Source organism: Vagococcus hydrophili (genome assembly GCF_011304195.1).
Lineage (GTDB): Bacteria > Bacillota > Bacilli > Lactobacillales > Vagococcaceae > Vagococcus > Vagococcus hydrophili.
This window is the reverse complement of the sequence record NZ_CP049887.1, coordinates 2,483,997-2,502,710: the sequence shown is the minus strand read 5'-3', so window position 1 is coordinate 2,502,710 and position 18,714 is coordinate 2,483,997. Positions and strand designations below refer to the sequence as shown.

Here is an 18,714-nt window from a genome sequence, read left to right as displayed (position 1 = left end):
TATGACAGATACTATGCAACAATTAAAACAATTTTTCCATGAACAAGAAGATTTAAGAGTCTTCGGAATGAATGGTTCAAAAGTCAATCCGAATATTCCAGAAGATAAATTCAAAGATTATGACGTGGTCTTTTTTACAACGGATTTAGAAAAATACATAAAAAATGCCAGCTTTTTAAATAAATTCGGTGAAGTCTTAATTATGACAGAGCCTGAGAACGATCCAGTTTGTCCTAACGAGCTATTAAAAGGAAAAGGGTATGTTTATTTGGTTCAGTACGTGGATGGTCTTAGAATCGACTTACAGATTAGATTACTGGAGACGTTGACAGATTATTTAGCTGAGGATTCCTTAACGTTGATTATCGAAGACAAGGATAATTTAGTTAAAGATTTACCTATCCTCACTGAATCAGACTACTACTTAACTAAACCAAGTCAGTTGCAAGTCGAGAACTCAATCACTGAGTTTTGGTGGATGGTACCAAACATCCTAAAAGCGACCTTAAGAAATCAAGTGTTGCTTGCTGAGTTTTATTTAAGATTGGCACGTGAGGAAGTTATTCAAGCTATTACCTGGACCATCGCAGCTAAAGAGGGTTGGGATAAAAACTACGGAAAAGAATACACTCATAGTTTAAATTACTTGGATAAAGAAACGAGAGCTCAATTAAGCAATTCTTTTGTAACAGGAGATTCTTATAAAATACTGACAGCCTTAAGAGAGATGATTGATTTAGAAGAAAGATACGGTGATATGTTAGTTGTAGATTTTAATCTCGATCAAGAGAAATACGGAGAATACAAAAAGATTCCCTATATTTACCTAAAGAGTAAAGGAGAATCGATACTTGCTGAAACATTCAAAAAAGAGGTGAGTTAATGGTTGTTTACTATGCGTTTCAAGACGCGATAAAAGAAGTCATTCGCACTAAAGGCATTATCCTAACAACAATCGGTAATCTATTTTTAAGTGGATTTACCTTTTTTATGCTACATTTAGCCCTCTTTTTCTATTTCATTAGACAAGGGATGCTTTGGGAAGTGGAACATAATATAGAGGAAGCTCAATTTAATACGCCATATCTACTACCAATTGCGATTTTTACTTATAGCTCTATGATCATTACTGGTATCTTATTTATTATGTCTCTACTTAATATGAAGAAGAATATAAAATTATTTAGTCTAACCCAAAAAGAAGAGCATCACACCATGTTACTCTTAGGGCAAACACCACGTATGATTCAATTGTTTGTCGCTTTTCAACTACTGATTTTTAGCATTTTCATTTTAAGTATGGGTTCGATAATTGGTTTCTCTGCCTTTAATTATGCGATTCTACATACCGCTCAATCAGGTCTCTTTGAAGAAACCATCTTAAGTTACCAACTTAATTTACTAATTCCGATTGTTTTACCTATTCTAGGGATTATTTCTCTTTTTTTAACTTCTTTTATCACCAAAAAACCAGAGTAGACCGAAAAATATCGGTTTTCTCTGGTTTTATTCGTTATCATTCCACAAATCATTCATCGCATCTCTTTGTTCCGAATCCACTATATGAGTGTAAATCGCTGTGGCACTTGTTCCCGTTTGTCCTAACTGATGAGAGACAGTCAATAAGCTATTGGTTTTCTTATAGAGTTGAGTGCCAACCGTGTGTCTCAATTTATGGGGAGTAATTCGCGTTTTAAATGAACTAGAATATTTAGCCACCATTTTTTCAACAGTCGAAGGTTCAATTCTTTTAGCCGCTCCTTTATAGGTCGTTAAAAATAGAGCTTTCTCTTGAAAATCTGGTGCGTAAAGTCGCTGACGAGCTTCTTCGTATTGAACGATGTAGTCAATAAACAAAGAGGATATTAAAGCAATATCTTTAAATCCACCTTTTCTAATAACAGTGGCCTCTAAATTTAGGGTATCTAAATCGGAGACTTGCATATTCACCAACTCAGATAATCTAATTCCAGTTCCTAAAAACAACGCAATAATCCCTAAATCTCTAATCTTATTTCGCTTAAAAGCCGCTTTTGCTTGATGGCTCGTTAAGGTGTTTTCATAATCCTGATCAATATAATATAAAAAGAGAATCGCTTCATCATCAAGAAGGAGCTTCTTTTCAATACTCCGTGAGCGTTCCTGGAGCGTCTTAGTCGTCTTAACATTTTCTATCTTTAAAAACACGTTTTGAGAGAGGTAGACTTGATTGTTTTTTGTCTCCGTTTGCGTATTTAAATATTTAAACAATGAACGAAGGGCGGTGATTGATCGTTGAACCGTCACAAAAGAGCGAGAACGACTATCTTTAACTGTCCCAACTTTTGGTGAATGCATTAAATGAGACTTATACAATTCCACATCTTCTTTTCTTAATTCTTCTAAATCCTCTAACTCAATTTGAAGAGTCCTTGGAGCAGAGATGATTTCTTCTGAGATTAGCCATTCAAAAAAGCGACGAAACTCTTTAGCATACTCATATAAAGTCACAGCAGAGTAGGGGACAATACTCTTAGAGTGCAAATATTCTTTAACAAACCAAGGTAGGTTTTGATTTTCGATTTCAATTAGTTTATTTATTTTTTCTCGACTCATTTTACTAGTTTCCTTTCACGTAAAAACATACGTTCCCTATGATGAATATTATTATAGATTGTCTCTTTTGTCAAAATTCAAAAATAAACCAGATAGTGATATAATTAACATGTAGCACCTGAAAAGTTAATTATTATAGTTGAGGGGGACAAAATTATGAGTATAAAGTCTTATCAAACAGATATTTTGAACAATAAAAAGCAACAAGGTTTCAATACTACTAATATCGAGAAAGAATTTTTGTTCCTTTACGGTGAAGTAGCGGAGGCTTTTGATGCTTATAAAAAAGATAGTGACACTCTAGGTGAAGAATTAGCGGATGTCGCTATCTACTTATTAGGTTTATCAGAGATTCTCAACATTGATTTAGACAAAGAAATTCAAAAGAAGATGGAAACTAATAAAAAGAGAAAATACTATATTAATTCTAATAACTATGCAGAAGAGGAAAAGACAGAACGATGACTTTAGACGAATTTAAACAAATTATTAGAGATGAACCTAAACTGATGGACCTTTTAAAAATCATCGAAAAACTTGAGTTAAAGGATTGTTGGTTATGCGCTGGAACCATTAGGAATTACTTTTGGGACTATTTATCTGAAACCAAAGAGTATCAACTAACAACAGATGTTGATGTCATATTTTTTGATCCCACTATTACTTATGAAGAAACCCTTAAAATAGAACAAGAACTTAAAAATAACTACCCGAACTATCAATGGGAACTTAAAAACCAAGTGTATATGCATTCTCATAACCCAAACACAGATACTTATAAAAGTAGTCTGGATGCCTTATCAAAATTTCCTGAGCGTTGTACAGCAATCGGCGTAAGACTTAAAGAAGGCAATATAGAACTCATTGCGCCTTATGGAATTGACGATATCGCTTCATTTATAGTACAACCAACACCTTATTTTGAAGAAGACTCTGAGCGAATGATTGCCTATCAAAATCGAGTCACAAAGAAGAATTGGCAGGAAAAATGGCCACAATTAGTCATAAAAAATAATTAGAAAGAAGATGATTTAAATGAATGAAACAGTCTGGTTTTTTATAGCGATTTCTATTGTAAGTTTATTTGGTAGCTTGTCCCGATTTACACCAAATACCTTTTGGAACGATACTTCTTATTTTTTTAGAAAGAACAAGGAGGAATATTTACCTTTTACTAATAAACTACGAGGAAAATGCTTATTATTCTTTGGAGTGTTTAACTTAGTTCTAAGTGCTTTTATCTATCTATTAAAAATTTCTATTTCCTTACCCATACTTGCAGCTTTCTTTATAATTGGATTAATTGCCATTGAATTAATCGTCGAGATTTCTTGGAATAAGAAGGAAAAGAACAACAGTAATGTGACGAATCTTTTTCTAAAACAAATCATCCCATTTACCATTATTATCTATACTGCGATTGTCTTTAAAGCTCCTGAATGGTTGATTATCAGTTTCATGATTATCTCTTTATTAACTCTAGGAGCAACAGCACTCTTTTTAATTAAGAAAAAAATCAAATTCTAAGATTAGAGGTGATACTTTGGAAAATATCGTAAGCAGTAAATTAGAACAACTAGAAAAGGAACTTGGACAGACGAAGAAGTTACATGGTTAATAGATCATATTGGGGATGTTGATCCAGGAGTTAGAGATGAACTTGTTTATAATGCTATTTCACTTTCATTAATTCAGGGGAAATTTACTCTAGATCAATATCATCAACTAGTTTCCTCAAGTATTAACGGCGATATGATTAATAGTCAAACGCCACAAGGAATACCTAGCACGCTTCAAAGGAGTTTCACAGCACTTATGAATGCTTGTGTAATTGCTGTAGATGATGAGATTGAGAGTAAATACTGTCAACAACTTACAACAGAAGAGAAAGAATACTTTTTTAATCAAGCTAGCCTTTATTTAAGACGCGAAAGAAATCAAACCGGTTACTCGACAAAATATGGTTGGATTCATATCACTGCGCATGGGGCTGATTTTTTAGCAGCTTCATGTTGTCATAGTGATTTCGGCAAGGAAAGAGTAGGTGAGGTTTTAAAAACGATTGAGTCTGTTTTTAAACACCTTCAAGAACCTCTAACACATCAAGAGGATAGAAGACTAGCAGTGGTGATCCTTGAGTTGTTAGAAAATAAAATGTTAGGGGACGAAGAACTTGCTGAGTGGTTAGGGAATATCAAACTACCTTTAACAGAAGTAGTGGATTATCAAATCCAAAGTAACTTTAATAATTTTTTAGCAGCTATTTATTTTAAACTGGAAACAGAAGGTCAATTGTCAGAAAATTTAAAAATTGAATTACTAACTGATTTGAAAAATTACTAAAACAAGTTTCATGTAAAAATATTATGTCTACCTTTACGGAAAGAGATTACTTTCAAGAAAGGTAGAAAAGAAATAAAAAATGATTGAAGGAGGGGTTTTTTGAAAGAAATTTCATGGATTTGTTTCGATGTTGGGGAAACACTAGTTGATGAGAAAAAGAGTTATCTTAACTATGCTACTCGATGTAGGCATCAATTAGCTACAAAAAACATCGAAGTATCACCAAGCACATACTTAAAAATGATTGAAAATAACTACAAACAAAACGAAAAACGCCCATTATACGCTACTTGGGAGGCGTTCAACTCTGGAGACCAACGTCCAAAATGGCAGCATGTAAATGAAAGCCTTTATCCAGATGTAAGAGAAACCTTACATCTGTTATCTCGAAAATATAAATTAGGAGTCATTGCTAATCAGGGGGTAGGATTGAAAGAAAGATTAACTTCTTTTGAAATTCTAGATTACTTCTCACTGATTGTTTCTTCATCAGATGTAAATATAAAGAAACCTGATCCAGAAATTTTTAAGATTGCGCTAGAGAAAGCTAATGTAAAAGCTTCATCTGCTGTCTACATTGGGGATCGTGTTGATAATGATATGATTCCTGCTAAACAATTGGGAATGAAAACTATTAGAATTAAACAAGGTATGGCAAAGTTTCAATCAGAAAGTTTATTATATCCTTCTGATTTTATTATTAGTGATTTTAGCGAATTGTTAGATATTCTTTAATTTAAATTAATAGAAAGAGGTTATTAAATGAAATGGTATGAAAATCGAATTAAATCAGCTCAAAACGGAACAAATCCCATGCTTATTAAAGAGTTAAAAGGTGGTTTTTTAGTATTTGGTGATGTGCAATTTTTACCAGGTTACTGCGTGTTACTTCCGAAAAAAGAAATACATTCTCTAAATGACTTATCTTTACAGGAACGTTCTCTTTTTCTTCTTGATATGTCGATTATTGGTGACGCATTAATTGAGGTTCTAAAACCTTTACGAATCAACTATGACATTCTAGGAAATACAGATAATTACCTCCATGCTCACATCTTTCCGCGTTATCAATGGGAAGATGAACAACGTCGCAAAATGCCTGTTTGGCTTTATGATTCCTCTAATTGGAGCAATCCAGAAACAGCTTATCAACCTAGTAAACATGATGAAATAAGAAAAAATATTCTTGCATATTTGGAACAAAATTATGATGAATTGAGTGATTAATATTGAAATTACTAATCTGCCAAGCAAAACATGAAAATAATTTAGAAACACTTGAGAAACTACTAATTGACTGTCCTGACGTTGACTATATGTTGTTTCCTGAAGGTTACCTAAACGACATTGATAGCTTGAATAAAGCTAAGCTGCTTGCTAAAAAATATCATACTTATATCATTAGCTCTCTACGTCAGAATGGTGATGTAGCAATAGTTATTGACGATTTCGGAAATATTCTTTACAACAGGAAAAAAACAGCTTCACGTGATGAGGAAAAACTTTTAAATCCTCTATTTTTCATTGATTCTGACCATCAAAAAAACGTTGGATTTCTCTTATGTATGGAGATTCTTAAAGGTATGCGTGATTTACCACTTATTCATTACGATTTTATACTACAACCAATAGGAGTCGGGATGTTCAGTGAAGAGCAGTTTGACCTTTGGCTTAACGAAGCGATTAAAATAGCAAAGAAATTCAATACTATTGTCATTGGAGCAAGTCATTCTGATGGCTCTTATAAAAATTGTGGAGTGTCTATCCCAATTTCTTACTGTATTGATAGTAACGGTGTCCCTGTTTATGTTCTTAAAAATCAATTAAAGACTCAAATTATAGAGATTACTGACAATAATTCAGTTAGATTAATCCATAGTTTTTAGAGTGAAGGAGAATCCACTTATGATAAAAATAACCAAAAGCACAGATAATCATCAAGAAAGTTTAAATCAAATTTTTGAAGAATCTATTCCGTATTTCCTTAAAGTTGAAGGTCGAGAACCTTTAAAACCATTAGAAGATATCAGAGAACAAATTGGAAATCTACCTGCCAGCGTAAATATCACTTGTTTTACTATCTTTTTTAACAATGAAATAGCTGGTTATACATGGATACTTGAAGAAAGTACTGAATTTTATTATGTTCTTCATTTCTATGTAAAAGATAGTTTAAAAAGACAAAATATTGGGCGATCAACTATCGAATTATTAGACAATTTATACCGTCAAAAAGGAATAAATACCTGTCAATTACTCGTTTCTGGTTCTAATTATCTTGGATTAAAATTTTGGACTGAAATCGGTTTCAACAAAATAGTTTATGTAGAAGCTTCCGATGAAAACTCACCAACCAGTACCGTAGAAATTGAATTAGAACGAACTTTTTAGAAAGAAGGATACTTATGGCTAATCTATACGACCTAAATCAAATCCAACTAGCAAAATTAAACGTCATTAATCTAAAAAAGTACACTCTAAGACCGCTAACCTTAGAAGATCTACTCGATTATCACGACATAACATCAGATAAAGAAGCTCTTAAATACAACTATCCAGCTCATAAAACGATTGATGAAAGCTTGATAATGCTTGTTAAGTGGCATTTAAGCAGCCCATTAGGTAAATACGGTATACAACTTAATGAAACTAATAAAATTATTGGAATCATCAGTGTTTCTTTAGCTGAAAATGGTACTTTTTGTAAAATTGGTTACACAATGAATCGTCAATTTTGGCGTCAAGGAATTACTTATAAAACCTTAAAAAAATTAATTAACTTATTATGGTTGAACTTATCTATAACGAAAATTGTTGCTCACGTAAATAAAGATAACCAACCAAGTATCCAGCTGCTTAAAAAGTTAAACTTTACAGAAAATGAAACGTCACAGACGCAAACAGATAAAGAATTTATATTGAATGCTTAAAAATAATCAGAAACACCTACATTTCGACTTCTAAATCCAACTTGGTTTAATATATATTATGTAAACCAAAGATAAAAATATTAAATACTTGCATTCCCTTCTAACTTGAAGCTTACTTTTATGATTATTTATGAGAGTTTCAATAATTATAAACTCATCGGACTCATTTAATGATATACTAACCTAGTTAAAATTATATTTAGGAGCTGAACCATTTGAACAACATTATCCAAAATAAAGAAATCACTTTAGAAACAATTAGAAACAATAAAGATATTTTAATTGCTGGCAGAACTTCATACTTTGCTGATTTAGTAAAAACAGCCGTACAATTAACGACTGATATCAAAAATGAAACAAATCAAGAAATCATTGATGTGAAATCAATGTTGATTACTGAAACTATCACTGTGATGACAGCTTCATGGAGAAATACTCTTCCCTTTAATCTTTTTGTATCTAAAGGCGCTGCTGACTTTGCTAAAAATTTAGGTGTAGCAGACTTAAGAAACTATAACTACAGTCTAAAATTTGGTATGGATGAAATCGTAGAAAAAATCGAGGACCCTGCCTTCCTTTCTGTTGCTGAAAACTTAAACGATCAAGATGTCGCTAAGTTAAATAAAGCTTTAAGTAAAGATGATAAAACAGTTAATTCAAACGTGATGATTCATTGGGAACATGCGTATACTGGTAAAATGTTCACTACGGATGTAACTGATTTAATCAAAACATTAAGTGAAGATGCTGCCGATAATGCTACTATTTTTGAAGCCGTTAAGGATCTAGTTGAGAAACAAGCAATTGTTTGGGTTTTAAAACCAGAAAGCTATGTTCTTACAGAAAAAGGCTTTAAGGATACACGATTACCTGATTGGGAATCTATTTATAAAGAATGTGGCATTGAATTAAGTGAAACTTCTAAAGCAGATTATAAAAATAGCTTTGGTAAAGAATGGTAAAATGTTAAAAATTAGAAGAGCAAGTTGAGAATTCTCTTAGCTTGCTCTTCTTCTACTATTCTGAATAAAAAAATGATAAAGGTGGAGATAAGAATGTTACTACTGATTGCTGAAGACTTTATTAAAGTTGAAAAAATTTCAACAGTTCTTCCCTACTATGAAGAATTAGTTGAGAAAACTCGTCAAGAACCCGGTTGTATTTCTTATGAATTAACCAAGGATTTGAAAAATGAAGGGCATTTTATTTTCTTAGAGCGCTGGGTAAATGAAGATGCCCTTACATTTCACACTAAGACTGAACATTTTAAGCGCTTAGTTCCTTTAATTGATCAGCATATTAGTGAAAAAGCGAAATATACACGAATGGAGATAATTTATTAATTAAAAGAACTATCTCCATTCGTGTATATTTTTATATAATTCTTTTTTCATATTTTTTAATAGATTGTCGAACTAAATATGATTGATAGATTAAGTACATTAATAAAATAAAAGGACCAAAAGCAATTATAATCCGTAAAATTGCAAAAGGTAATTCAAACAAGAAAGCTTGTATAAAACCATCTCCTGTCTTTTCAAATAAATGAGGTGTTAAAAAGGCGTTTTTTAGATTAAACAGGATAGATTTATCTTTTTCATTAAAGAAGAATAGTACATAAAAAATTAAAATTAGTAGGTTAGTCACATCAAGTTTTTTCTTAGATCTTACTTCTCGATCATATTTAGATTGATCATCAGAAAACAACTCACTATTTTCACTTAATTGACCCAAAAAATATAATTTATGACTTTGTTCTCTTGATTCTATATACTCCCAACCAAAGTCACTAACAAATTGAATATATTCCGTTCGCTCAGATTTATTTTTAAACTCTCTAACATCCATACGAATAACTAAATCAGCGCATCATTTGGAATAAATTTATATTGACCAAAACCCGGTGCCTCAATAAGACTCCATCCATTTAAGATCATTTTATTTAGCCATGTTTCTTCTTTATCTATTGTTGAAAAATATCTACATTTACTTTTACTCTTTTTCATATCAGTCAGCACTCCTCTACTAAAAATTTATTCCAAACAGATATACAATGAGACATTCTTTTAATCTCTAATTCCAAGATTTCATTCCCTAATTGAGTCGTTTGATACATTTTTCTTCTGTCATATTCTGAAGGAACTTGCACAATAAGTTCTTGTTTTAATAAATTATCAATGGCTCCATACATTGTGCCCGCAGCAATTCTTACATTACCTTCGCTCATATCTTCAATAGATTTAATAGCTAAGTAACCATATGTTGGCTTTTTAAAAGCTACTAATATGTAAAAAACCGTTTCCGTTAAAGGTAATTTTGGTCTACTCATATACTAGCCTCCTCGTCTATAATTATATAGTACAACTATACAGTTGAAATGTAGAGCATAACTGTATAAAAAAGACTCATACAAAAATTGTATGAGTCTTAAAGAAGAGTGCTATTCACCTTTAACAAGTTCTTCTGAGTAATCCAAAAATGCTTCACTCACTAAGTAATATTTAGGAACAAAAATAGCTGTAGTTGTCATTAGAAACTCTGAATCAACAATTGCTGGATTTACCATTCGATGTTCTGCATCATTAATAGTTTTAACTGTTAAATTAGCTGGATCGATACTCTCTCGGTATGCTATTTCAGTATTTTTTGAGTTAACATTTTTATCTTTTCCACCTAAAATTAGATGAACTCGACTTCTCATGTTCTTCAAATCATTCGTGGCATCAAGTGACATACTTCTTTTAACAAATTGATATCTATCCTCTGTCATTTCACTTGTTCCACCAGATTTGAGATACTCTTTATAATTTTTCTTTTCAACAATTAAATCACTATCTTTTCGAAATTTTTTGACTTCTTGTTGAACCTCTTTCTCTGTTTTTCCAGCATCTTTGGCTTGATTAGCCGTATAATACTCACTTTGGCTTAACCAATTAACGCCAGGGGCTAGTAAAATAGAAAAATCAATGTCATTCCGTTTATTATCAACTTTAGGTATTACCCAACCCGCTTGACTAGCTCCCCATAATCCAATTTTATTAGCAATTTCTGGACGATTTATTTTTACCCAGTCAATAACTTCACTCACTTCATTAGCACGATCATCCATCGATTGATCTAACCAATTGCCACTCGATTTGCCTACACCTTGTTTATTCCAAGAAACAGAAGCGTATCCTTGTTTAGCAAACCGTTCCATTATCGGGTAATAACCACCATCTTGAGTCGCGTTTTGAGCGCCATCACCATGGACAAAAAAGATAGTTCCCTTTATATTTCCTTCTTTTGGCGTCACAATAACTGAAGATAAACTATTTTTTTCTGTCTTTATGGTTACTTTCTCTTCTTTAAACTGATAGTTATTTCCTATCAATAAAATCCCGGTTAACACTACTCCTAAAGAGATAAGAGCAATCAATAATTTAATCATTATTTTTTTCATTTAACTAATCACCTTTCCTTTATGAAGATTAGTATAAATGGTGTTGTTACCACACAGTCAATAGCTAACTATTCGTTTTTTTACTTTCAAATCGTTCTACTTTAGCCCGATTTCCACATATTTTCATAGAACACCATTTTCTTCTACCATTCTTATTAATAAATAAGAGTGGGCACCCTTCATTGGCACAGTGACTCAGTTTATTGATATCTCCTGATTCGATAAGTTCAGAAAGAGATAAATAAATTAATGATTGGATACCTTCTATTCCACTAACGGCAGGAACGTAAATCACCTTTTTATCTACAAAAATCAATGAAAAGGGATTGTTAAGGGTTGCCTCTTCAATCCTATTCTTTAAATCACTTTCAGTTAGTTCATTCCTTAAGTAACTAGTAAGTAGGTGATAGAGCTCCGATCTAAAACTAATAATTGGTTTGAGCTCATCCATATTTTCTACGAATGTATTAAAAATAGAAAGTTGAGTATTATATGATTCGTTATCATCCATAGGTACCTCAGACCATGCTTTTAAACACTCAACAGATTGGATAATCTCAACCATTTTTCCATTTCTAAACAGACGAGTATTTAAAAAATTTAGAGCCATATTGTTAGTAATATTCGGAAAAATTTCTGTCATAATTTTCACCTCTTTTTACTATAATACCACAAAAAACTAATAATTAACCTATAATTAACAATTTAACAGGTTAATTATTACAAAAATTAACCTGTTAATAGCTATTTAAGAGTTAGTTATTAATCTTCAATAAAAAAGAACAACTCTAACTAAAATTAGAATTGTTCTTTATCTCTATCCAATAATGTTCAATGCATTGTTGGTTGATTTGTACTTCTTTTGTTAGTTGTCCACCACAAGATATAATCACTGATCTTGATGCAGTATTTCTTTGATTACAGGTTAACAGGACTTTATTAGCTAAACCTTCTTTTCTTACATAGGTTAGTACCTGTATCAATACTTGTTTAGCATATCCCCTACTCCGATATTTCATTCCGATTGAATACGCAATATGTCCACCATCTATTTGAAGATACGCAGAAAGCGTGTGATTAAAACTTGCCATGCCAATTAAATCATTCGTCTCGTTTAATACGACAAATTGAGTCACCTTAACATGATTTGTAGGTGGATTCTCTTTATCTTTAATTACTTGGCGACGCCATTTAGTTATATCTTTGGCTGTAGTTAGACCCGATGAGCCATGGATTAATTCTTTTTCTTTGAGAAAAGGTTCTTTAAACATTAAAATTTGTTGGTCTGTTACCTGATCTATACTAACTAACTTGATTGTCATGTTTGGCTCCTAACTTAAAAAGCTACATACAGCAGCTATTAAAACATACATTTTAGGTTCAAAAGAAAAAAACTTACTTGATTGAAATAGAGGTATCGGAGTTACTTTCTTCAAGATTAATTTAGATAGAGCTAGATAAATTAACCAACCAATCACAGCTCCCAATGTATTCGTAATTAAATCATTAATGTCTGTTGCTCTAAACCTTGTAAATAGTTGGCTTAGTTCAATAAATAGAGATAGAAAAAAAGCATATTTTAATGTTTCTTTAAATGAGCGATATTTGCTCCACATTAGTGGCAGAATAAATCCTAAAGGTATAAACATTAAAATATTCAAGTAATCCGAATGAAGCATCCCTGTACCAAAAGGAATTATATTGATATTTGGATCAAAAATATTCCCCTGAACGTTTAAAACTCGTTGCCAATTGGATAGACTAGGAAAACCGATAATTTCTTTCAGCATAATCATCAGGTAAAGCATCATGCCATACCCAATCACATAATGATTAATTTCCTTATAATGCATGATTTTGAATAGTGTTTTTTGTTGTTTATAGTTGTATATTGTTAAAATGATAAAAGCTAAGGCTAGACTTAACATAAAAAACCCTCCTTCGCTCTATTATAGCCAAAGGAAGGTTTCTATGTTATTGGACCTTAGAATGAATTTTGGTTGACATATTAAAAATATACTAAAAGAAAGATAAGACATTTGGCATTGTTAATTTTTCTTTTTCCGCTTTAGAAAAGTCTTTAATAATCTTACCTTGCTCTAACACGATAAGACGATTCCCATACCTAAGCGCATCTTCCATGCGGTGAGTTATCATTAAACAAGTCAGATCGTTATCTTCAATAATTTGGCTAGTTAACGTCATCAGTTGTTTAGCCGTTTTAGGATCTAGAGCGGCTGTATGCTCGTCTAATAAAAGTAATGTTGGCTTTTGTAAGGTTGACATGATTAAGCTCAAAGCTTGCCTCTGTCCCCCTGAAAGATTTCCAGCAGGTGTATCTAGGTGATTTTCTAAGCCATTTCCTATTGTTTGGCATAATTCATAGAACAACTCTTTTTTATTTCCTAACTTTCTTAATGAAAATCCACGTTTCTGACCTCTTAAACTCGCAATAAGAAGATTTTCAGAAACAGTCATTCGAGGGGCAGTTCCCATTTTAGGGTCTTGAAAAACGCGTCCGATATACTTCGCTCTTTTTTCCTCTGACATATGAGTGATTAGCGTATCATTTATTTTTATTTCACCAGAAGTTAAGTGTAGATTACCACTAATCGAATTAAACAAGGTTGATTTTCCAGCACCGTTTCCCCCTAAAATCGTAATAAAATCACCTTGGTTAATTTCTAAATTCAGATAATCCATTATTTTCATGCCTGAATCCGTTATTTTTACGCCATCTTTAATAGTTAAAATTGGTGAGCTCATTTGATTATCTCCTTTTTCGGTAATATTTTTTCTTTAAACTGAGGAATCATTAAGCAAACGGCTAAAATAACCGATGAATAAAGTTTCAAGTAAGTGGTGTCAAATTTTAGTTTAATTACGATTAAAATTAATAGCTGATAGAGCACACTACCAATCACAATAGCGATTAAACGCTCAGGTAATGTTAAATTACCAAATAATAATTCTCCTAAGATAATAGAAGCCAAGCCAATAACTATAATTCCGACACCTTTATTCACATCTGCATACCCTTCACTTTGAGCGATTAAGGCACCTGATAAAGCGATAATTCCATTTGAAACCATTAAACCTAAAATTTTCATGCAATCTGTGTGAATCCCAAAAGATTTTGCCATGGCTTCATTGTCCCCTGTTGCAACATATGCTTGACCTAAATTAGTGGTTAAGAAAAAGATCATACTGCCAATTACAATAACTAGAACGATCAAAGAAATGATAATCTTGTCAAAATTAGGTGGTAGATTTAAAAAGTTTAAACTATCAAATATCTTTCGTTGATTCAGTAGTGAAAGATTTGGTGATTTCATAACAAACAAAATGACCGAGTTTAAACCACTCATGACTAAAATACCTGATAATATAATAGGGATTTTTCCTTTTGTAAATAACAGTCCGGTTGCTAATCCGGCTAAAACGCCTGCTAGAACGCCTAAAAATGTCGCTAAAATCGGTGAAATACCATGTGTTATGGCTGTCACACAAACTGCTCCCCCTAATGGAAAACTACCTTCCGTTGTTAAATCTGGAAAATTCAATATTCTAAAAGTAAGGTAAATACCTAAACCTAGTACTGCCCATAAAAAACCTTGTGCTATCGTTGATACAATCATTTGTCGTCTCCCCCTTTAATTATCGCTTTATCCAGAATGCTTTCTGGAATGTCAATATTTAATAATTTGGCTTGTTTTTTATTAACAATCGTGTCACCTGAATCAAATGTGTAAATTGGTGTGTCTTTAGGCTCTGTTTTCCCTTTTAGAATGTCAGCAACCATTTTACCTGTTTGAACTCCTAACTCATGTTGATTGATACCGACTGTGGCAAGACCACCTTGTTCGACCATCGTATCAACAGAAGGAATGATTGGTATTTTATACTGATTACCCACATCTACAATCGTTTGCATCGCGTTTGCCATGGTATTGTCTGTTGGTAAATAAATAAAATCTACTTCTTTAGACATCACTTGCATCATCTGTGTGATTTCGTTTGTCGAAGGTACCGCATATTTTTTCACTTCGTAGCCTTCTTGAGTCGCAATTTCTGAAATTTTATCTACTTGGTACGCTGAATTATCTTCGGCTGAAGAATATAGTACTCCCATTTTTTTCTTATTTGGTAGGAGTGTATTGACTAATTCTAACTGAGCTTTAACAGGTGATTGGTCACTCACCCCCGTGATATTGCCTCCTGGTTTATTGTTATCAGCGACTAATCCGGCACTTTTCGGGTCACTAATAGCCCCTAAAACAATCGGTGTTTCTGCCGTTTGATTGGCTAAAGCTTGAGCAGCTGGTGTAGCAATCCCCACGAGAACATCTGATTTTTCATTAATCAAATGTTGGCTCATACTAGTCAATTTACTTTGATCTGCTTGTCCATTTTGAAAAACAAGCTTCATTGTCTTACCATCTTCAAAGCCTTGATTTTTTAATTCATCAATTAAACCTTCGTAAATTTGGTCTAAAGCAGGGTGACTAACAAACTGAAGCACTCCAACAACTGGAACATCTGCTTTATCTTTTTTCACTTCCATTTTTTGACTATCTTTTATAAAACTGATAACTAGAAAACTAAATAACGCGAATAATGTGACGATTAATTTTTTATTTTTCATTCTTTCTTCCTCCTTTAAAATCAAAAAAAGAGCAATAACCACTAATCTGGTCATTGCTCATCTAGTCTGACGACAAAACAAAAACCGCATAATCTATGCGGTATAATTTCTCTTTACCTAACATAGATACATATTTTTAGAATGATTTCTAAAAAGCTGTACCCACGCCAAAAGATTAGCCTAAATACAACTATCTACGCCAAGTTTGCCATGAAAAACTATTAAATTTAATTTCTGAAAATTTATTTGTTGTTTGTTTCATGACAATCCCTCTTTCGTTAAAATATTAAACACATCTTACCTATAAATAACCCAAAAGTCAACACAGAATTATTCAAATTGGACTTCAGAGGTGTGTGTCCCTCCATTTGGATTAGAACTAAAGTCTAATTCTTCTTTTTTTTCAACACGTACTGGTTTTTTCTGTGGGATTTTAGGATTAATCATTAAATTTACTTGATCAACTAATTCAGTCGTCCCATTTTCCAATGTGTCAAAGGCAAATCGTTTCTTTTCTTTTCCTTGTTCAATCAATAAAAAAGTATTCTTCTTATCAATTTTAAGCTCACCTAAGCTTTTTTTACTGTCATAGATAGGTTGATAAACATAGACAGTATTTGGTAACCCTTCAACAGCTTTGTTTTGATTAAACATTTTTTCAAGTTCCGTATAGCCTTTATTGTCTGTTGGATCAATCACAGCGAGGACAATCTGATCTTTACTCGCTAACATTGTTTTAATGTCTGAATCTTTAACATTTTTAAATTGTTTATTTTTAAATGTTACTTTTGCTACTGACTCAATTTGATTTTCTCTAATTGTTTCTCTATACATAGAAACAAAAATTTTACCTATAATTAAAGATGCTACAACTACCACTATTATCGCAATCGTTTTTTTCTTTTTCAACACGGTTAATAATTGGCCTTGTAATCCTCCACTATTCTTAGTGTTTGCCTTCATTGAATAACCACCTTATTTTGTTAATAGTAGTATTATAACTTAAAAATTAAGGATTGAGAATACTTAAGCAGATAAAAACAACAATTCGTCTAACTTGAAATTTTGTTTTGACTATATTTTTATGCTAAAGTGGTATATAATAGTTTAATTGAAAAACTAATTTTTTAGATTAGGAGAGACACTATTTTGACAAAAGAAATTAAAAAATGCCCGAATTGTGGTCATGAGTTCAAAAGTGGTGAAGATTATTGCCCAAACTGTGATTTATTTGTCCCAGTGAATGAAAATAATGAAAATGACGCACCCTTTGATCCTGAAAAAACCCAAACGTTTAAGACGTTCAAAGAAACTAAAAATAAAAATGAAGAATCATTTAATGAACCTACATTTAAGCACCGCGGAAAAACGTCTGTCGAAGAAGCTGAAGATGAATCTATCGAGAAAGAAAACACTCCCTCGGTAGAAGATATTGATACAAAAGAAGAAATTATCGAATCAGTGCCAGAAGAAACCATTGAATTAACTAGCATTATTGAAGAAAAAGCAGTATCTGAAGAAATTCCTGTTGATGTTACTCACGATGAACCCGTCATAATGGATGCTGATAGTCAGCTTGATGAAGAAACATCTATCGAGGTTGAATCTGTTTTAGTAGAGTCATCTGTATCTTCTTCAAATGATTCTAGAACCCAATCTTCCGATGGCAATAAAAAGAAAACAAAAGCAATTATCGGTATGTCCGCTGCTGTTGTTTTAATCGTTGGTGGCTTAACATTCTACACGACTCAACAAAAGAAAGCTGATGAAAAAGCAACCACTGAATTAGTTTCAACTACAGAGCTAAACTTAAATTCTCTTTATAGTTCTTCTGAGCATGTTTTCTTAAAGAAAAATGTGACTCAAGATGATATTGATAAAGCAAAAAAAGCACTAGATAAGCTTAAGGGTAAAGAAGACTACGCTGACTTTAAAAAAGAGTTTGATAGCGTTGAAGAAAAATTCAATAAACAAAGTGCCCTAAACGCTGTCTTCAAGAAACCAATCATCGATTCAGACCAATTAGATGCTAAAGTTTATGTTAAAGATGCTGATAAAATGCCGATGAATAAAATAGCTGATGAAAAAGACGGTTTTGACATTTTATACAATAAAGGATTCGCAGAAGCTGAAGATCAAAAAAGTTTATTAACAAAAGCTAATGATGCTCTATCCGTTGTCTTTAAAGAAAAAGAAGTTGTCAAAGAAGCCACAAAAGAACAATATGAAACGGCTGAAAAAGCAATCAAAGATGTTAAAGATCCTGATGTGAAAAAAGAATTAACAGAGAATCTTGATAAAGTAAAAACATTTTTAGATGATCAAGAGAAGAAAAAACAAGAAGAAGCTAACGCTGCTGCTGAACAAGCTAGATTAGCTCAACAAGAACAACAAAATCAAGGGACTCAAAACAACAATAACAATACTAGCGGTAACTTTAAACCTACTGACCCTAACTATAAATGGGGTAATCGTAAAGACGGTGACATTAACTATAACGATGCTGCATGGGCTTGGAACCCTGGTATTCAAGAAAAAGTTATCTCTGAAGTTATTAGTCGAGGTTATGTTAGTGAAGGTGGCTATTATCTGGAACCTGTTTATATTGAAAACGGTGAAGGATTCTATAATTTATACGCTACAGCCAACTCTAAAATATTCCCTAAAAGTAAACCGGAAGAATTTCCGCTTTATGTTGTCACAATCAACGCTAAAACTGGTTGGTTTAAAGGGAATGGACCAAATTAAAAGGACTCAAG

Annotated in this window: 26 protein-coding genes; 14 read left to right on the top strand and 12 right to left on the bottom strand. The window is 32.3% G+C overall.

What is annotated here, in order from left to right; genetic code table 11:
• The first annotated feature begins 1 nt into the window (after nt 1).
• Together G7082_RS12295 and G7082_RS12290 are read left to right on the top strand one after the other, a co-directional pair.
• Nucleotides 2-883: an aminoglycoside 6-adenylyltransferase gene (locus G7082_RS12295; protein WP_166035341.1), complete on the top strand. Its 882-nt coding sequence runs from the start codon at nt 2-4 to the stop codon at nt 881-883.
• Nucleotides 883-1,479, top strand: a complete 597-nt coding sequence (locus tag G7082_RS12290) for a hypothetical protein (protein WP_166035340.1) — start codon at nt 883-885, stop codon at nt 1,477-1,479. The genes G7082_RS12295 and G7082_RS12290 overlap by 1 nt, the downstream gene beginning before the upstream one ends.
• Before the next feature lie 27 nt (nt 1,480-1,506).
• Here the strand turns inward: G7082_RS12290 and xerS are convergent, their stop codons facing one another.
• Nucleotides 1,507-2,595, bottom strand: a complete 1,089-nt coding sequence (gene xerS / locus G7082_RS12285; RefSeq protein ID WP_166035339.1) for a tyrosine recombinase XerS — start codon at nt 2,593-2,595, stop codon at nt 1,507-1,509.
• A gap of 156 nt (nt 2,596-2,751) precedes the next feature.
• On the opposite strand from xerS, the gene G7082_RS12280 reads away from it, so the two are divergent.
• The 11 genes from G7082_RS12280 to G7082_RS12230 all read left to right on the top strand — a co-directional run bounded on the left by G7082_RS12280 (nt 2,752) and on the right by G7082_RS12230 (nt 9,211).
• A complete protein-coding gene (locus G7082_RS12280) occupies nt 2,752-3,060 on the top strand; it encodes a MazG-like family protein (protein WP_166035338.1) in 309 nt (102 codons plus the stop codon).
• Nucleotides 3,057-3,614 carry a nucleotidyltransferase family protein gene (locus tag G7082_RS12275; protein ID WP_166035337.1) on the top strand — a complete coding sequence of 186 codons (558 nt, stop codon included), beginning with the start codon at nt 3,057-3,059 and terminating at the stop codon, nt 3,612-3,614. Before G7082_RS12280 ends, G7082_RS12275 begins: the two co-directional genes overlap by 4 nt.
• A 16-nt stretch (nt 3,615-3,630) precedes the next feature.
• Nucleotides 3,631-4,122, top strand: coding sequence for a hypothetical protein (locus G7082_RS12270; protein WP_166035336.1), 492 nt, complete (start codon nt 3,631-3,633; stop codon nt 4,120-4,122).
• A gap of 288 nt (nt 4,123-4,410) precedes the next feature.
• Nucleotides 4,411-4,938: a DUF2785 domain-containing protein gene (locus G7082_RS12265; protein WP_166035335.1), complete on the top strand. Its 528-nt coding sequence runs from the start codon at nt 4,411-4,413 to the stop codon at nt 4,936-4,938.
• Between the two features lie 99 nt (nt 4,939-5,037).
• Entirely contained in the window at nt 5,038-5,673 is a 636-nt protein-coding gene (locus G7082_RS12260; protein ID WP_166035334.1) for an HAD family hydrolase, read from the top strand.
• 27 nt (nt 5,674-5,700) lie between these two features.
• Nucleotides 5,701-6,165, top strand: coding sequence for an HIT family protein (locus G7082_RS12255; protein WP_166035333.1), 465 nt, complete (start codon nt 5,701-5,703; stop codon nt 6,163-6,165).
• A gap of 2 nt (nt 6,166-6,167) precedes the next feature.
• Nucleotides 6,168-6,824, top strand: a complete 657-nt coding sequence (locus G7082_RS12250) for a carbon-nitrogen hydrolase family protein (protein WP_166035332.1) — start codon at nt 6,168-6,170, stop codon at nt 6,822-6,824.
• Between the two features lie 19 nt (nt 6,825-6,843).
• On the top strand, nt 6,844-7,329 hold the full coding sequence (locus G7082_RS12245) for a GNAT family N-acetyltransferase (RefSeq protein WP_166035331.1): 486 nt from the start codon (nt 6,844-6,846) through the stop codon (nt 7,327-7,329).
• A gap of 14 nt (nt 7,330-7,343) precedes the next feature.
• Nucleotides 7,344-7,868 carry a GNAT family N-acetyltransferase gene (locus G7082_RS12240; RefSeq protein WP_166035330.1) on the top strand — a complete coding sequence of 175 codons (525 nt, stop codon included), beginning with the start codon at nt 7,344-7,346 and terminating at the stop codon, nt 7,866-7,868.
• A gap of 215 nt (nt 7,869-8,083) precedes the next feature.
• Nucleotides 8,084-8,830 carry a hypothetical protein gene (locus tag G7082_RS12235; RefSeq protein ID WP_166035329.1) on the top strand — a complete coding sequence of 249 codons (747 nt, stop codon included), beginning with the start codon at nt 8,084-8,086 and terminating at the stop codon, nt 8,828-8,830.
• 93 nt (nt 8,831-8,923) lie between these two features.
• On the top strand, nt 8,924-9,211 hold the full coding sequence (locus tag G7082_RS12230; RefSeq protein WP_166035328.1) for a putative quinol monooxygenase: 288 nt from the start codon (nt 8,924-8,926) through the stop codon (nt 9,209-9,211).
• A gap of 31 nt (nt 9,212-9,242) precedes the next feature.
• Here G7082_RS12230 and G7082_RS12225 read toward each other — a convergent pair whose 3' ends face one another.
• The 11 genes from G7082_RS12225 to G7082_RS12175 all read right to left on the bottom strand — a co-directional run bounded on the left by G7082_RS12225 (nt 9,243) and on the right by G7082_RS12175 (nt 16,918).
• Nucleotides 9,243-9,716: a DUF2812 domain-containing protein gene (locus G7082_RS12225; protein ID WP_166035327.1), complete on the bottom strand. Its 474-nt coding sequence runs from the start codon at nt 9,714-9,716 to the stop codon at nt 9,243-9,245.
• Nucleotides 9,717-9,724: 8 nt separating this feature from the next.
• Entirely contained in the window at nt 9,725-9,874 is a 150-nt protein-coding gene (locus tag G7082_RS12220) for a DUF2812 domain-containing protein (protein WP_166035326.1), read from the bottom strand.
• A 5-nt stretch (nt 9,875-9,879) separates the two neighbouring features.
• Complete coding sequence (locus G7082_RS12215) at nt 9,880-10,197, bottom strand: PadR family transcriptional regulator (RefSeq protein WP_166035325.1); 318 nt, start codon at nt 10,195-10,197, stop codon at nt 9,880-9,882.
• Nucleotides 10,198-10,308: 111 nt separating this feature from the next.
• Nucleotides 10,309-11,310 (bottom strand): alpha/beta hydrolase family protein, encoded by a 1,002-nt coding sequence (locus tag G7082_RS12210; RefSeq protein WP_166035324.1) that lies wholly within the window; start codon nt 11,308-11,310, stop codon nt 10,309-10,311.
• A gap of 64 nt (nt 11,311-11,374) precedes the next feature.
• Nucleotides 11,375-11,953 (bottom strand): CGNR zinc finger domain-containing protein, encoded by a 579-nt coding sequence (locus tag G7082_RS12205; protein WP_166035323.1) that lies wholly within the window; start codon nt 11,951-11,953, stop codon nt 11,375-11,377.
• Between the two features lie 145 nt (nt 11,954-12,098).
• The gene (locus tag G7082_RS12200) at nt 12,099-12,632 is read right to left on the bottom strand and encodes a GNAT family N-acetyltransferase (RefSeq protein WP_166035322.1); all 534 of its coding nucleotides are present in this window, start codon (nt 12,630-12,632) and stop codon (nt 12,099-12,101) included.
• Nucleotides 12,633-12,641: 9 nt separating this feature from the next.
• Nucleotides 12,642-13,238 carry a VanZ family protein gene (locus G7082_RS12195; protein WP_166035321.1) on the bottom strand — a complete coding sequence of 199 codons (597 nt, stop codon included), beginning with the start codon at nt 13,236-13,238 and terminating at the stop codon, nt 12,642-12,644.
• 91 nt (nt 13,239-13,329) lie between these two features.
• Nucleotides 13,330-14,076 (bottom strand): ABC transporter ATP-binding protein, encoded by a 747-nt coding sequence (locus G7082_RS12190; protein WP_166035320.1) that lies wholly within the window; start codon nt 14,074-14,076, stop codon nt 13,330-13,332.
• Nucleotides 14,073-14,948 carry an ABC transporter permease gene (locus tag G7082_RS12185; RefSeq protein WP_166035319.1) on the bottom strand — a complete coding sequence of 292 codons (876 nt, stop codon included), beginning with the start codon at nt 14,946-14,948 and terminating at the stop codon, nt 14,073-14,075. The genes G7082_RS12190 and G7082_RS12185 overlap by 4 nt, the downstream gene beginning before the upstream one ends.
• On the bottom strand, nt 14,945-15,955 hold the full coding sequence (gene trpX, locus G7082_RS12180) for a tryptophan ABC transporter substrate-binding protein (RefSeq protein WP_166035318.1): 1,011 nt from the start codon (nt 15,953-15,955) through the stop codon (nt 14,945-14,947). The genes G7082_RS12185 and trpX overlap by 4 nt, the downstream gene beginning before the upstream one ends.
• Before the next feature lie 330 nt (nt 15,956-16,285).
• The gene (locus G7082_RS12175; RefSeq protein WP_166035317.1) at nt 16,286-16,918 is read right to left on the bottom strand and encodes a hypothetical protein; all 633 of its coding nucleotides are present in this window, start codon (nt 16,916-16,918) and stop codon (nt 16,286-16,288) included.
• A 186-nt stretch (nt 16,919-17,104) separates the two neighbouring features.
• On the opposite strand from G7082_RS12175, the gene G7082_RS12170 reads away from it, so the two are divergent.
• Nucleotides 17,105-18,703: a cell division site-positioning protein MapZ family protein gene (locus G7082_RS12170; protein ID WP_166035316.1), complete on the top strand. Its 1,599-nt coding sequence runs from the start codon at nt 17,105-17,107 to the stop codon at nt 18,701-18,703.
• Nucleotides 18,704-18,714 lie beyond the last annotated feature (11 nt).